Genomic DNA, 14,890 nt, shown 5'->3' with positions numbered 1-14,890 from the left:
CCGCCACCCCGCGCCCCAGCACCGTCCCGCACGTCGCCCAGACCCCGTACCTCGCCGTCACGCAGCCGGGAGGTGGCCACCGATGAGCGTCCAGACCGAACCGCAGGAAGCCGCCGCTCCGAAGGCCAACGGCAGGCTGCCGCTCGCCGTCTATCTGCTCGCGTTCAGCCTGTTCGCGATGGGCAGCGCCGAGTTCCTGCTCGCCGGTGTCCTCCCGGACATCGCCGACGACCTCGACATCTCGCTGTCGTCCGCCGGTGCCCTCATCTCGGCCTTCGCCATCGGCGTGGTGATCGGCGGCCCGCCGCTCGCGGTGCTGACGCTGCGCTGGCCGCGCCGTACGACCCTGGTGATCTCGCAGGCCGTGTTCGCCGCCGGGGTGGCCGTCGGTCTGCTGACCGACGACTTCACCGTGCTGCTCGTCACCCGCTTCCTGATCGGCCTGGCGTACGCCGGGTTCTGGGCCGTCGCCGCGGTCACCGCGATCTCCCTCGTCACCCCCGACCGCACCGCCCGGGCCTCCGGGGTGGTGGTCAGCGGTCTCAGCATCGCGATGGTCGCGGGCGGCCCGGCCGGCGCCTTCCTCAGCCACTTCACCGGCTGGCAGGGCGGGTTCTGGGCGGTGGTCGCACTGACCGTGCTGAGCGCGATCGCCACGATCGTCGCCGTGCCCGCCACCAAGGCGGCTCAAGAGCCCAGCGTGAAGCGCGAGTTGCAGACCATGCGGCAGCCGCAGCTGTGGGTGGTGTACGCCGCGACGCTGCTCAGCACCGCCGCGTACATGATCTCGTACAACTACCTCGCGGCCTTCCTCACGGACGTCACCGGCGTCGACTCCGTGTGGGTGCCCGGCATCCTCGTCCTCTTCGGCATCGGGGCCTTCATCGGCCTCTCCATCGGCGGCCGGATCGCCGACGGGCGCCCGCACCACGCCCTGCTCGTCGGGGCCGGCGGAATCCTCGTCTGCTCCGTGCTCCTCGCGCTCCTCGCCGACCACGCCGTGGCCGTCGTCCCCCTGGTCCTGCTCCTGGGCGTCGCCGGCTTCGTCCTCAACCCGGCGGTCTACGGCCGGGTGTTCACGGTGGCGGCGGGCGCGCCGACGCTCGCCGGCGCCACCGCCGTCTCCATGTTCCAGCTCGGCATCAGCGTGGTCCCCGTCCTCGCGGGCGTGGCGCTCGGCGCCGGTGCCGGTCTCACCTCGATCCCGTGGCTGGGCGCGGGGCTCGCCGCCCTCACCATCCCGGTCGTCCTGGTCGAGCGCACGATGGCGCGCAACCGGGCGGCCCGCGACGCCGGGCCCGCGGGCGCTCCAGCGGGCGCGAACGTCACCCCGAACGCCCAGGCGGTCGCGGACAACTGATCCACCGTCATGGCACATCACCGGTAGCCGCGGAGAGCTCCGTCCCCCGGGACTCTCCGCCGGCTCCCCCACAGGGAGGACCTCATGGACAACGAGCTGGGTTACGAACTCGGCACCTGGGTCGTGTCACAGATCCAGAGCCCCGACCGCCCCACGCAGTCGACCTTCTCGCTGCTCGGCAGGGAATGGGACCTGCTGCCCGAGGTGTTCCCGCCCTACACGGACCCCGGCCCCGGCCTGTTCGCCTCCTGGGTGCCGTACGAGCGGGGCACCCGCTTCCTGGAGCTGGGCTGCGGCGCCGGTGTCGCGGCCGTGCTCGCCGCGCAGCACGGGGCGGCGCGGGTGCTCGCCACCGACATCAACCCGGCCGCCGTGGAGAACGCCCGGCGCAACGCCGAGCGGCACGGAGTCGCGGACCGGTTCACCGCGCTGACCAGCGACCTCTTCGACGCCCTGGACCCCGACGAGCAGCTCGACACGGTGTTCTGGAACACCCCGTTCATCGAGGCGCCCGCCGACCGCCCGTACGCCGGGCACATCGAACGCGCGGTCTTCGATCCCGGGTACGGCCTGGTGAACCGGTTCTTCCGCGATGTGGTGCGCCATCTGGCCACCGACGGTCGCGTCTACCTGGGCACCAGCGAGGCCATGGGCAACCCGTTCAAGATGCTGCGCGCCGCCGACGAGGCCGGATTCGAGGGCAAGCGGCTCCGCACCGAGTCCGTCGAGCTGCCCGCCGCCGAGTTCGGCGAATCCCCCGTCGTCGAGGCGCACACCGACGAACGCGGCATCGTCCACATGGACTTCACGCTCTACGAGTTCCGGCGCCGCTGACCACCCCGCGCCCCTTCCGCGCGGCTGCCGACCACCCCTCGCGCCTTCCGCGCACCAAGGCCCCACACGCACCACACGCACCAGCAGTTCCGACGCCATCGACCCACCCACACCCATCGGGGCGCCTGCCGGCGCCCCGGGAGATTGGACATTGATGAACGCCAACAGGAACGCAGACGCGGACGGTACCGGCTACGACACCGTCATCGCCGGAAACGGAGTCCTGGGACTGTCGCTCGCCTGGGTCCTGGCGCGACGCGGACAGCGCGTCGCCGTGCTCGGCCAGCCCCACCGGCCCTGGGCGGGATCGGCCGCGGCCGGCGCCATGCTCGGCTGTTTCGGCGAGGTCACCACCTCGCTGCTGGCCACCGAGCACGGCCGCCACAAGCTCGAACTCGGCATCAAGGCGACCGAGTTGTGGGGACCGTGGCTGGAGGAGCTGGAGGAGCAGACGGAGGGCGCGCCGGTCAAGACCGCCCAGGGCACCACCGTCGTCCTCAACACCATCGGCACCGCCGAGATCGACGACGCCAACTACAACGCCATCCGTGCCGAACTCACCCGCTACGAAGAGCCGTTCGAGGACGTGGAGCCCTCCGACCTCGACTGGGTGGACGCCGAGCCCATCTCCCGCCCGCTGAAGGCCTTCCACATACCCGGCGAGCACGCGGTCAACGCCGCCGCCCTCCTGGAGCGCCTCGAATCGGCCGCCGTCCGGGCCGGCGCCACCCTCGTCCCCGAGTTCGCCACCCGCGTCGAGTACCGGGGCGAGCGGGTCACCGGAGTCGTGCTCGCCTCCGGCCGTACGATCTCCGCCGACCACGTCACCCTGGCCGCCGGCGCCCGCACCCAGGAACTCCTCGACAGTCTGCCCGTCGGCCCCCGCATCCCCCGCATGGTCAGCGGCTACGGAGTCTCCGCGCTGATCAAGACGCAGGACGGCACCGGCCCGGACAGCGTCATCCGCACGCCGAACCGTTCCTTCGCGTGCGGCCTGCACGTGGTGCCCCGCGGCGACGGCCACGTCTACGTCGGCGCCACCAACGTCATCGCCGTCGAACCCCGCGACACCGCCGAGATGCGCGACCTGGTCTTCCTGCTCCAGTGCGCCCACCGCCAGGTCCGCCGCAACCTCTGGAACAGCGAGGTCACCAAGGTCCAGGTCGGCAACCGCCCGGTCTCCATGGACGGCTTCCCGCTGCTCGGCGACGGCGGCATGCAGGGCCTGACGATCATGACCGGCACCTACCGCGACGGACTCCACCTGTCGCCGCTGCTCGCCCAGGACTTCGCCGCCCGCATCCTCGGCGAGGAGCCGCAGGCCGACCTGGACCGCTTCGCGCCGCTGCGGCAGCCCTACCGGACCGGGACCCGAGAGGAGATCGTCGACCTCCTCATCGACCACCAGATGGGCATCGGCTACGAGCAGGACTGGACGATCCCCGTCGAGTGGCACCAGTGGATCGAGATGGACCTGCGCCCGGCCACCCTCGCCTGGGCCGACGAGCTCGACCCCGAGTTCACCCCGCCGGCCGAGCTGCTCTTCGCCTCCCGCTTCGACCCGGAGCTGGTCAGCCTGCTGCGCAAGTACTACGCGACCTGCCGCGAATACAGCTGACCGCCCGCCCTCCCGGGCACCGCACCACCGCGCCCCGTCCCTCCCTGCAGAAAGGACACCCCATGGCCGTCGAGAACATTGACCCGCCCGGACTCACCAAGCCCTACGGCTGGCGGCAGCTGGCGGTCGGCACCGGAAGCCGCGTCATCTTCCTGAGCGGCCAGACCCCGCGGACCGCCGACGGCGAACCGGTCGGCATGGGCGACCTGGCGGCGCAGACCGAGCAGGTCTACCTCAACATCGCCACCGGTCTCGCCGCGGCCGGCGCCACCTTCGACGACGTGGTGAAACTGACCATCTACGCGGTGGACTGGTCGCTCGACAAGTGGGACGCGATCACGGCGGGCGCCGAGCGCGCGGCCGCCAGGATCGGTGCCGACGTCATCCGGCCGACCACCCTGGTCGGGGTCGCCACCCTCGCCGAGCCCGACTTCCTGATCGAGATCGAGGCCACGGCGATCGCGGAGTAGCCGCTCGCACGACCCGCCCCGCACGACACGCTTCAGGGCCCCGCCGGATCCGGCGGGGCCCTGAAGCGTGTGTCACCGAGGTCAGGACGAAGGACGCCGCTTGGCCAGGAGGTCCTCGATCACCGTGGCCACGGTCTCCGGCGCGGGCAGGGCCGGATGCCGGCTGACCGTTCCCGTGGTCGGGTCGAACCCGTCGTGCCACTCCGGCTCGTTGACGATGCCGCCGTCCTCGCGGATCCGCGCGATGTTCCGCTGCACGGCCGCCTTGTGCCACATCCTGGCGCCCATCACCGGGAAGTGGACCACCGGGTAGTCCACCGACAGCGCGACGGTGAGCAGCCGGTTCGGCGCGGCTCCGGCGGCGGCCGAGGCGAGCGTGTGGGCGGTGGCCGGCAGCACCGCGAGGATGTCGTGGTCGGCGGCCAGCCGGGAGGGCTTGTCGGTCGGCCAGTCCGCCGGGGATTCCCCGCTCACCACCCTTTCGGCGAAGAGCGCGACGCTCTCCGGGGAAATGAACGAGGTCGCAGTGTGGGTCAGCAGAACAGTGAACGTGCTGCCCTCGATCTGCCGGCGCATCGCCTCGACATACGCCGGAAGTCTGGTCACCGCAATGGATCCGGTGGCACCGATGAGTATGCGTTTCCCGGTCTGCTCCGGGGAGTTTCGAATTCCCATGAGCCGATGATGTCGCCGCCGTCCCGCCGCAGGTCAAGTGGCCCTACAGGGTGCTCCAGAGCGGGTCCAGGGCCGGTCCAGCAGCGGTCCAGCGGCACCGAAATCCTTCGGTCGTCCCTACGGTCCCACCGTATTGAGACCGTTTACCCCCGCTGTCTAACGTCGTTTCTCGCAAGGGAATTCGAAAGCCCGGGAGGGCGGCCGAGGACCCGGGCACGGCATCCGAAAGCCCGGCAGGGCATCCGAGGAAAAGGGACGGACGACGATGGAGGATCTTTTCGCAAGGCTGCGCGGCGGTGCCGGTCACCCCCGCCTGGACGAGGACCGGCTCCTCGAGCTCAAGCCGCGGCCGGAGCACCGGCACGAACCCTTCCCGCTGACCGACATCCAGCAGGCGTATCTGATCGGCCGCCACAAGGGGCTCGAACTGGGCGGCATCTCCAGCCAGTACTACCTGGAGTTCGACTGTCCCGCTCTCGACCCCGGCCGGCTCACCGAGGCCCTGCGCACCGTGATCGTCCGCCACGAGGCCCTGCGCACGGTGGCGGGGACCGACCAGACCCAGCGCGTCGTCCCCGTGGCCGAGGTGGACCCGTACGACATCCGTGTCACGGACCTGCGCGGCCGGCCCGAGTCCGTGCGGACGGCGGAGCTGGAGCGCGTCCGCGCCGAACTGACCGAGCAGGTACTGCCGTTGGACCGGGCGCCGCTCCTCGATGTCCGGGCCAGCCGGCTCGACGACGACCGGCTGCGCCTCCATGTCGCCGTGGACCTGCTGTTCCTCGACATGCGCGGGCTGTACCGGCTCATGGACGAGTGGCGCCGATGTTACGACGACCCGGCGTGGCAGCCCGAGCCGTCGGAACTCTCGTTCCGCGACTACGTCCTGGCGCGGGAGGAGCTGCGCGAGGACGCCCTGGGCCGGGAGTCCGCCGCCTACTGGGCGGACCGCCTGGACACCCTGCCGGGCGCCCCCGAACTGCCCCTGGCCGCCGCGCCGGAGCAGCTCGGCACCCCCCGCTTCGTACGGCACCGGGCACGGCTCTCCCCCGAACGCTGGGCGGCGCTGAGGGCGGCGGCCGAGCGGCACGGCCTGACGGCGTCCGGCGTGCTGCTCGCCGCCTACGCGGAGGTCCTCCGCACCTGGTCGCGGCGGCAGGAGTTCACCCTCACCGTCACCCAGTTCCACCGGCTCGGCCTGCACCCGCGGGTGGAGGACGTCATCGGGAACTTCCTCGACCCGAGCCTGCTCGCCGTCGGCGGCCGCCCCGAGGAGAGCTTCGCCCAGCGCGCCCGTGACCTGGAGGAGCGTCTCCTGGAGGACCTGGCGCACCCGCACGGCGGCATCCGGGTGCTGCGCGACCTGGCCCGCCGCAGGGACGACGGCAGGGCGTCGCTGCCCGTGGTGTTCTCCAGCACCCTCGGGGCCGGGGAAGGCAGGAGCGGCGCGCCCGGCGCCGGCCGCCTGGAGTCCTTCGGGCCCCTGGTCCACGACCACAGCCGTACGCCGCAGGTGTGGCTGGAGAACCAGATCCTGGAGCTCGACGGCCGGCTCTCGGTCAACTGGAACGCCGTCGAGGGCCTCTTCCCCGCCGACACCCTGGAGGCCATGTTCGCGGCGTACTCGACGCTGCTCGACCGCCTCGTCGACGAGCCCGAACTCTGGGACGCCACCCGCGGCGTCGTGCCGCTGCCGGCAGCGGAGGCCGAGGAACGCGCCCAGGCCAACGCCACCACCCAGGACATCCCGGCCGCGCTCCTGCACGAACTGGTCGCCGAGGCGGCCCGGCGCACCCCCGACGCGCCCGCGGTGATCACGCCCGGCACGGAGACCACGTACCGGCAGCTGACCGAGTCCGCCCACCGGATCGCCCACCGGCTGCTCCGCACCCCCGGCGCGGCCCCGAACGAGATCGTCGCCGTGTCGATGCGGCCCGGCGCCGCCCAGTACGCCGCGCTGCTCGGCGTCCTGCACACCGGCGCCGCGTACGTGGCCATCGACCCCGAACTGCCCGAGGAGCGGCGCCTGAAGCTGCTCGCCCGCTGCTCGGTACGGGCCGTGGTGACCGACCCCGAACTGCGCGAGTCGCTTCCCTGGCCGGACGGCGTGACCGTGCTCACCCCCGAGGACGCGGAGACCCTGGCCTGCCCGGAGTGGTCGCCGGGGCGCCGTCAGGGACCCGACGACCTCGCGTACGTCATCTTCACCTCGGGCTCCACCGGCGAGCCCAAGGGCGTGATGATCACCCATCGCAGCGCCGCCAACACCGTCCAGGACATCAACCGCCGCTTCGGCGTCGGCCCGGACGACCGCACCATGGCGCTCGCCCCCGCGGGCTTCGACCTGTCCGTGTACGACCTCTTCGGCCTGCTCGGCGCCGGGGGCACCGTCGTCGTCCCCGACCCGGCGCGCGGCAACGACCTCGCCCACTGGTCCCAGCTCGTCGGGCGCTACGGGGTGACCATATGGAACAGCGTCCCCGCGCCCATGCGGATGTGGATCGACGCCTTGGGCGACGGCGCGGTGCCACGCGGCTGCCGGCTCCGCCTCGCCCTGCTCAGCGGCGACTGGATCCCCGTCGACCTGCCGGCCCGGATCCGCGAGAAGCTCCCCGCGATGCGGGTGATCAGCCTCGGCGGCGCCACTGAGGGCTCCATCTGGTCGATCCACCACCCCGTCGAGACCGTCCGGCCCGAGTGGTCGAGCATCCCGTACGGCAAGCCGCTCGCCAACCAGACCATGCACGTCCTCAACGAGTGGCAGGAGCCGTCGCCCGTCGGGGTCACCGGCGAGATCCACATCGGCGGCACCGGCGTGGCCCAGGGCTACCTCGGCGACCCCGAGCGCACCGCCGAACGCTTCCCGGTCCACCCGGTCACCGGGGAGCGGATCTACCGGACCGGCGACCTCGGCCGCTATCTGCCCGGCGGCGACATCGAGATCCTCGGCCGCGAGGACTTCCAGGTGAAGATCAACGGCTATCGCGTCGAGCTCGGCGAGATCGAGGCCGCGCTGCTGCGCCGGCCCGAGGTGCGCACCGCCCTCGTCACCGCGCCCGCCCACGCCCGTACCGGACAGCGGCAGATCGCGGCGTACGTGGTGCCGGAGGCGGGCGCCACGCCGGACCCGGCCGAGCTGCGCGAGGCGCTCGCCGCCGCACTGCCCGGCTACATGGTGCCCAGCCGCTTCCTCACCCTGGAGACCCTGCCGCTGACCACCAACGGGAAGATCGACCACAAGGCGCTTCCCACGCCGTGGAACGACGACGCCGAGACCGCCGGCACCCGGGTCGCCCCGCGCAGCCGGGTCGAGGAGCGGCTCTTCGCGCTCTGGTCCCAGCAGCTCGGCCACGACGACTTCGGCGTCGAGGAGGGCTTCTTCGACATCGGCGGCGACTCGCTGCACGCGGTCGGCCTGCTCACGGTGCTGCGCGCGGAGTTCGGCATCGAGGCGGACATGGAGCAGGAGATGGTCGAGGGCCTCTTCATGAACGCGTCGATCTCGTCCTTCGCCGAACTGATCGCCCCGGCGGCGGAGCCGGAGGGGTCCACGGTCTTTGCGCAGCCCGTCGGATCCGAGGAGTCCAAGGGGTCCGCGGCATGACCACGACCCCTGCCCCGACCCCGGACACCGCCGTGGCCGAATGGGACCACGTCGTCGTCGGCGGCGGCTCCGCCGGCGCGCTCGTCGCCGCACGGCTGGCCGCCCGCGACTCCGGCACCGTACTGCTCCTGGAGGCCGGACCCGACCAGCCGGTCCCCCGCGACCGTGCCCACCCGCTGGCCGACGCCGGCCGGCTCGTCCTCGCCGGGTTCAACTGGGACTACCGGGCCAACCTCCGCAGCAGCGGCCGTCTGGAGGATCTGCTCAAGGGCGGTGACGGCACCGGGCACCCGGCCCGCGCCCTGTGGGAACGCTTCCCTTACCAGCTCGGCAAGGTGGTCGGCGGCGGCTCCGCCGTCAACGGTGCCATCGCCCTGCGCGGACTGCCCCGCGACTTCGCCGCCTGGGCGGAGCGCGGCAACCCCGACTGGGCCTGGGAAAAGGTGCTGCCCTACTACCGGGCCATCGAGAACGACGTCGACCACCCCGACCGTCCCCCGCACGGCGACGGCGGCCCGCTCCCGATCCGCCGGACCCCGCGCGAGCGGGTCCACGCCCTGGACGCCGCCTTCTGGGAGGAGTGCAACCGCCAGGGCGTCACCGACCTCCCCGACCTCAACTCCGGGGAGGAGGCCGGCGTCGGCCCGATCCCCGGCAACACGGTCGAGGGCGAGCGCATCGACGCCGCCACCGCCTTCCTCTCCGGCGCCCGCGGCCTGCCCCACCTCCACGTCCGTCCCGGCGTACGGGTCACCCGGGTGCTGTTCGACCCGAAGGACCGGAGCCGTGCCGTCGGCGTGGAGACCGAGCGGGACGGTCGGCTCGACACCGTCCGGGCCCGGCACGTGATCCTCGCCGCCGGTGCCGTCGGCACCCCCGTGATCCTCCAGCGCTCCGGCGTCGGCGACGCGGCCCTGCTCGGCGCCCTCGGCATCGACCCGGTCGCCGACCTGCCCGGCGTGGGCCGCGACCTGGTGGACCACCCGTCCGTCGTCATCTGGTCCCGGCCGGCCGACGGCGTGTGTACGCCGGGTCTGCCCTGGCGCCAGGTGGCGGCCCGTATGAGCAGCGGCTTCGACGACGACGTCGACGTCCAGATGGGCCTCCTCAACAACGTGGAGAGCCACACCATCCCGGGTTTCGTCGACCGGCTCGGCTGGCCCCTGGTCGTCGGCATGTCCGTGATGCTGCTGCGGCCCCGTTCCCGAGGCCGGGTCTTCCTCGACAGCGCCGACCCGCTCGCCTCCCCGGTCATCGAACTCGGCCTCGGGACCGACCCCGAGGACATCGAGCGCCTCTGCCACGGCGTCCGCAGGGCCTGGGGCTTCCTGCGCTCCCCAGGCCTGTCCGCCCGCCTGACGCGTACTCAGTTCTGGAGCGACCGGATGGTCGCCAACGACGGCGTGCTGCGCAGCGGGGTCCGGCACATCATGAACCCCGGCTGGCACGCGGCCGGTTCGTGCCGGATGGGCCCGCACTCCGACCCGTACGCCGTCGCCGACCAGGAGGGCCGGGTGCACGGCACCGAGAACCTGCGGATCGCCGACGCCTCGCTCTTCCCCGTCATCCCCAGCGCCCCCACCAATCTGACCACCCTGATGCTGGCCGAGAAGCTGGCCCGGAGCATGAAGGAATGACCGTGCACCCTGTCACGAGCCCTCCGGTGCGGCTCTACTGTTTCCCGCACGCCGGGGCGACCTCGCAGGTCTACCGCGGCTGGCAGACCCTCGGCGAACCCCAGCTGCGGATCCGGGGCGTGGACGCGCCCGGCCGCGGCGCGCGCCGCCAGGAGCGCAAGGCGGTCAACTACCACGGTCTGGTACGGGCCATGGCCGAACAGGTGGTGGCCGATCTGCTCGCCGAGCGCGAGCGGTCCCCCGGGCTGCGCTGGGCGACCTTCGGGCACAGCTTCGGCGCCACCATGAGCCTCGCGGTGGCCGAGCACGTCGCGCGGCAGACCGGCCTGGCGCCGGTGCGGTCGGTGCTCTCGGGGGCGGTACCGCCGGCCCTCCAGCGGCCGGGGGCGCTGCTCGCCGCCGTCCCCGACGACGAGCTTCTCGCCCGTACCGCGGCCGACGGCGGGACTCCGCCCGCCGTGCTCGCCGAACCGGCGATGAGCCGGATCCTGCTGCGGATGCTCCGCGAGGACGACTGCGTACGGGCGGAGTTCGCCCGGGAGGCCGCGGGCCTGCGGGTGGACTTCCCGCTCACCCTGATCGCCGCGCGCGAGGACGTGCACGCCCCGCCGGAGCGGGTGTGGCCGTGGTCGGCGCACAGCTCCGCGCCGGTCCACCGGGTGGAGATCGAGGGCGGCCACTTCGCCGCGGTCCAGCACCCCAAGGAGACGCTGACGATCATCGGTGACGACACCGACCCCGGGAAGGGCTGAGCCATGGCGCGGAGCACGAGCGGCCCGCGGTCGCGATACGGGCCGGAGCACGAACAGTTCCGGGAGACCTGCCGGGAGTTCCTGAACCGTGAGGTCGTCCCGCACCACGCCCGCTGGGAACGGGAGGGCATCGTCGACCGCTCCGTGTGGCGGGCGGCGGGCCGGGCCGGACTCCTCGGCATCGGCGTCGACCCGGCGTACGGCGGAGGCGGCGAGCCGGACTACCGCTATCCGGCGGTGTTCCAGCGGGAGATCATGTGGGCCCGGGCCACGGCGCCCGGCTTCGTGGCGCACAACGACGTCATCGCCACGTACCTCGCCGAGCGGACCACCGAGGACCAGCGCAAACGCTGGCTGCCCGGACTGTGCGCGGGCGAGCTGATCGCCGCCATCGCGATGAGCGAGCCGGACGCCGGCTCCAACGTCGCCGACATCCGTACGACCGCGGTACGGGACGGGGACTCGTACGTCCTCAACGGGCAGAAGACCTTCATCACCAACGGCGAGAACGCCGACGTCGTCGTGGTCGCGGCGAAGACCGCCCCCGACCGGGGCGCCCAGGGCATCAGCCTGCTGGTGGTGGAGCGCGGCGCGCCCGGCCTGACCCGCGGCCGGCGCATGGAGAAGCTCGGCTGGCACGCCAGCGACACCTGCGAGCTGTTCTTCGACGACTGCCGGGTGCCGGCCGAGAACCTGATCGGCAAGGAGAACGCCGGCCTCGCCTACATGATGGCCGGACTGCCCCGGGAGCGGCTCAGCATCGCGACCGTGGCGGTGGGAGCGGCGGAACGGATGCTCGCCGACACGCTGGAGTACGCGAAGACCCGCGAGGCCTTCGGCCGGCCGATCGGCACCTTCCAGCACAATCGCTTCCAACTGGCGACGATGGACACGGAACTGACGATTGCCCAGGTCTACCTCGACCACTGCGTCACCGAACTCGACGCGGGCCGGCTGTCGGTGACCGACGCCGCGAAGGTGAAGTGGTGGACGACCGAGCTCCAGGTGGACATCGCCAACCGCTGCCTCCAGATCCACGGCGGTTTCGGCTACCTCAAGGAGAGCGCGATCTCCCGCGAGTGGGCCAACAGCCGGGTGCAGACCATCTACGGCGGGACGACGGAGGTGATGAAGGAACTGATCGGCCGCTCGCTGGGCCTCTGACGCGAAGCTTCTGACGCGAGGTCTCCGCCGCGGGGCCACTGGACGCAGGCCTCTGACGCGAGGTCTCCGCCGCAAGACCGCCCCGTCCGCCGCGCGCCCCACCCCCCGGCGCGCGACGGGCGGGGCGCACGCGTGTGAGGGCGCGCACGCATGGGGCGTGCACGTCGGACCGGCGTCCGAAAACAGCACCTCTCTTTGCAAATTCCGGAACGAGTGCATGTAATGACGGCGTGGAGCAGCCCTCGTCCATCGCCCAGGCCCTGTCCGCCGTCGGTCCCCGACTGAAGCGGTTGCGTACCGCCCGCGGTGTCACCCTCGCCGCCCTGTCGGAGGTCACCGGAATCTCCAAGAGCACCCTCTCGCGCCTGGAGGCCGGCCAGCGCCGCCCCAGCCTGGAACTGCTGCTGCCCATCGCCCAGGCCCACCAGGTCCCGATCGACGAACTGGTCGGCGCCCCCGACGTGGGCGACCCGAGGGTCCGGCTCAAGCCGCACGCGGTGAACGGCAACACGGTGCTGCCGCTGACCCGGCAGCCGGGCCCGCTGCAGAGCTACAAGATGGTCCTCCCGGCGAGCCGCGACACCCCGGAGCTGTGCACCCACGAGGGATACGAGTGGCTGTACGTGCTCTCCGGACGGCTCCGGCTCGTACTGGCCGACCACGACATCGTCCTGGACCCGGGCGAGGTGGCCGAGTTCGACACCCGGCTGCCGCACTGGTTCGGCAGCACGGGACAGGGCTCGGTCGAAGTCCTCAGCCTCTTCGGGCGCCAGGGCGAACGCATGCACATCCGCGCCAGGCCGACAGGCCGAACGCCCGCCTCCGGCGACTGAGCCGGAGACGGGCGAGGAGGGGGAGGCGGCGCGGGGACGGACGCCGGAGGGACGGCGAGTCAGGCCGCGGGAACGGCCCCTTCGTCCCGGGAGGCCCGGTGGGCCAGGAGATCCCTCTGAATCTCCTCGTCGACCAGGTCGTGGTTGAGCGCGAACGCGGCCGCGGCTCCCATGCCGGCCGCGGTGACGGCCTGGGCGCGCGAGTCCACCACGTTGCCCACGGCCCAGAGGCCGGGGCGACTGGTGCGCCCGGCGCGGTCGGTGACCAGCCAGCCCTGCTCGTCGCGCTCGCAGCCGAGCCCGTCGAAGGCGGAGTCGTTCGGACTCATCTGCGGGAAGAGGAAGACACCGGCGCAGTCGACGGTGCGCCCGTCGGTGAGCTCGACGGCGTGCAGGCGCCCGTCCTTGCTGAGCAGGGTGGCCACGGACCCCTCGACCACCTGAACGCCGCGGGCGTCCATGCGCTCACGCTCGTCGTCACCGAGCGGCCGGTCGTGGGAGACGTACACCACGTCGTGCGACCACTGCCGCAGCAACAGCGCCTGCCCGGCGGAGGCCGGATGAACGCCGAGCACCACGATCCGCTGGTCGCGCACCTCGTAACCATGGCAGTACGGGCAGAAGTGCACGTCCCCGCCCCACAGCGCCCGCACTCCGGGGATCTCGGGCAGCTGGTCGCGCAGCCCGGTGGCGAGCACGACGTGCCGCGCGTCGAGCGAAGCACCACCGTCGAGCCGCACGACGAAGCCGCCCTCGTCACGCGCCTCGACCTGGTCGACACGCCCCTCGATCCGCACGGCCCCGTAGCGGGCGATCTCGGCCCGCCCGGTCTCGAGCACGGTCAGCGGCGACACCCCGTCACGGGAGAGGAAGCTGTGCATATGAGCCGAGGGAGCGTTACGGGGCTCCCCCGCGTCGACGACGGCGACACTGCGCCGCGCCCGCGCGAGCACGAGCGCGGCATTGAGCCCACCCGCCCCGCCGCCTATGACGATCACGTCGTACGAGGTCCGAACACTGGTTTCCTTGTGGGCGCCGGTCATGGCGATCACCTCCGCCGCCAGGGTGCGGCCCACCCGAAACCAGAACAATCTTTGTTGCCGTTTCCGGGACGCGGGATCGGAGGGTCAAGCCGAGGACGACACGACGGCCGGGCCGTCCGTGACCCTGAAGGCCAGACAGACGACGAGGGTGCCGTTCTCGACCGGGGTTCCCTCACCGCTCCAGAAACGCCGGTGGACGGCGCGCCACGCGTCGAGATCGGCATCCCCCTCGCCTTCGGCGGCGGCGTGCTCCCACGTCACCTCGCCGAAGGCCGTCACCTCGACGCCCGTGATCTCCAGAGTGGCGACGGCAAGGCCTTCGTTGTCCAGCAGCGCCAGTCGCTCACCGACGTGCTCCAGGCTCTCGTCCTCCTCGGTGTACTCGTCGAGGAGCCCGGTGGTGGCACGCTTGACCCCGGCCAGGACGAGAGCGTTCAACTCGTCCCTCATGCCTCCCGGAGCCCCCAGCTCCATGGCCCGCATGCCGTCGACCCGTGGCCACATCGTCTCCACCCCTCACTCGAACGCGCCCGGCACCGAGAACTTGGCGTTCCAGGTGGTGCCGTCCTCGTTCCATAGGCTGCCTCCCGGTCCGGGCAGGTCCACCGCGCGAACAGGTCCTCCATCGTCCTGTATCGGCTTCCCCGGAGGCTGCCATCGGCGCGACGGTCGTCGTCACACGCCTGACAGCCCGTGGTCGTCCATCAGTCGCATCAGGTTCCGCTTCCGCTTCTGGGTGGCGCGCAGGTCGGTGATGTACACGGTGAAGTCGTCCGGTGTGCCGAGGTGGCGGTGACAGTCGCGGATGCCCAGGAGCAGGCCGACGAGCTGTTCGTAGGCGCGGTTGCCGGTCTCGCGGGTGAGGGGGGCGACCAGGCGGAGGTAGACGGCGAGGGCATC

At 72.3% G+C, this 14,890-nt stretch carries 12 protein-coding genes and 1 pseudogene; 9 read left to right on the top strand and 4 right to left on the bottom strand.

Annotation, left to right across the window (positions count from 1 at the left end; genetic code table 11):
* Nucleotides 1-82 precede the first annotated feature (82 nt).
* The 4 genes from AOK00_RS29750 to AOK00_RS29735 all read left to right on the top strand — a co-directional run bounded on the left by AOK00_RS29750 (nt 83) and on the right by AOK00_RS29735 (nt 4,282).
* A complete protein-coding gene (locus AOK00_RS29750) occupies nt 83-1,360 on the top strand; it encodes a Cmx/CmrA family chloramphenicol efflux MFS transporter (protein WP_079042267.1) in 1,278 nt (425 codons plus the stop codon).
* Between the two features lie 84 nt (nt 1,361-1,444).
* Nucleotides 1,445-2,194, top strand: coding sequence for a methyltransferase (locus tag AOK00_RS29745; RefSeq protein ID WP_055603320.1), 750 nt, complete (start codon nt 1,445-1,447; stop codon nt 2,192-2,194).
* Between the two features lie 154 nt (nt 2,195-2,348).
* A complete protein-coding gene (locus AOK00_RS29740; protein ID WP_079042266.1) occupies nt 2,349-3,812 on the top strand; it encodes an NAD(P)/FAD-dependent oxidoreductase in 1,464 nt (487 codons plus the stop codon).
* A 62-nt stretch (nt 3,813-3,874) separates the two neighbouring features.
* A complete protein-coding gene (locus tag AOK00_RS29735) occupies nt 3,875-4,282 on the top strand; it encodes a RidA family protein (RefSeq protein ID WP_055603319.1) in 408 nt (135 codons plus the stop codon).
* A gap of 81 nt (nt 4,283-4,363) precedes the next feature.
* Here the strand turns inward: AOK00_RS29735 and AOK00_RS29730 are convergent, their stop codons facing one another.
* Nucleotides 4,364-4,957 carry a flavoprotein gene (locus AOK00_RS29730; RefSeq protein ID WP_055603318.1) on the bottom strand — a complete coding sequence of 198 codons (594 nt, stop codon included), beginning with the start codon at nt 4,955-4,957 and terminating at the stop codon, nt 4,364-4,366.
* A 265-nt stretch (nt 4,958-5,222) separates the two neighbouring features.
* Between AOK00_RS29730 and AOK00_RS29725 the strand changes: the two genes are divergently transcribed.
* The 5 genes from AOK00_RS29725 to AOK00_RS29705 all read left to right on the top strand — a co-directional run bounded on the left by AOK00_RS29725 (nt 5,223) and on the right by AOK00_RS29705 (nt 12,947).
* Nucleotides 5,223-8,561, top strand: coding sequence for a non-ribosomal peptide synthetase (locus AOK00_RS29725; RefSeq protein WP_079042265.1), 3,339 nt, complete (start codon nt 5,223-5,225; stop codon nt 8,559-8,561).
* A complete protein-coding gene (locus AOK00_RS29720) occupies nt 8,558-10,198 on the top strand; it encodes a GMC family oxidoreductase (protein ID WP_055603317.1) in 1,641 nt (546 codons plus the stop codon). Before AOK00_RS29725 ends, AOK00_RS29720 begins: the two co-directional genes overlap by 4 nt.
* Nucleotides 10,195-10,950 carry a thioesterase II family protein gene (locus AOK00_RS29715; RefSeq protein ID WP_055603316.1) on the top strand — a complete coding sequence of 252 codons (756 nt, stop codon included), beginning with the start codon at nt 10,195-10,197 and terminating at the stop codon, nt 10,948-10,950. Before AOK00_RS29720 ends, AOK00_RS29715 begins: the two co-directional genes overlap by 4 nt.
* 3 nt (nt 10,951-10,953) lie before the next feature.
* On the top strand, nt 10,954-12,114 hold the full coding sequence (locus AOK00_RS29710; RefSeq protein ID WP_055603315.1) for an acyl-CoA dehydrogenase family protein: 1,161 nt from the start codon (nt 10,954-10,956) through the stop codon (nt 12,112-12,114).
* A 230-nt stretch (nt 12,115-12,344) separates the two neighbouring features.
* The gene (locus AOK00_RS29705; protein ID WP_055603314.1) at nt 12,345-12,947 is read left to right on the top strand and encodes a helix-turn-helix domain-containing protein; all 603 of its coding nucleotides are present in this window, start codon (nt 12,345-12,347) and stop codon (nt 12,945-12,947) included.
* Between the two features lie 59 nt (nt 12,948-13,006).
* Here AOK00_RS29705 and AOK00_RS29700 read toward each other — a convergent pair whose 3' ends face one another.
* From AOK00_RS29700 to AOK00_RS29690, 3 genes and pseudogenes are all read right to left on the bottom strand, one after another.
* The gene (locus AOK00_RS29700; protein ID WP_055603322.1) at nt 13,007-13,990 is read right to left on the bottom strand and encodes an NAD(P)/FAD-dependent oxidoreductase; all 984 of its coding nucleotides are present in this window, start codon (nt 13,988-13,990) and stop codon (nt 13,007-13,009) included.
* An 84-nt stretch (nt 13,991-14,074) separates the two neighbouring features.
* Nucleotides 14,075-14,440: an ASCH domain-containing protein gene (locus tag AOK00_RS29695; protein WP_254047553.1), complete on the bottom strand. Its 366-nt coding sequence runs from the start codon at nt 14,438-14,440 to the stop codon at nt 14,075-14,077.
* Nucleotides 14,441-14,665: 225 nt separating this feature from the next.
* A pseudogene (locus AOK00_RS29690) lies at nt 14,666-14,890 on the bottom strand (SWIM zinc finger family protein); the annotation flags it as partial.

Origin of the sequence: Streptomyces aureus, assembly GCF_001418135.1 — a bacterium.
Lineage (GTDB): Bacteria > Actinomycetota > Actinomycetes > Streptomycetales > Streptomycetaceae > Streptomyces > Streptomyces aureus_A.
The sequence above is the reverse complement of the archived record's forward strand: the minus strand, read 5'-3'. Positions and strand labels throughout refer to the sequence as shown.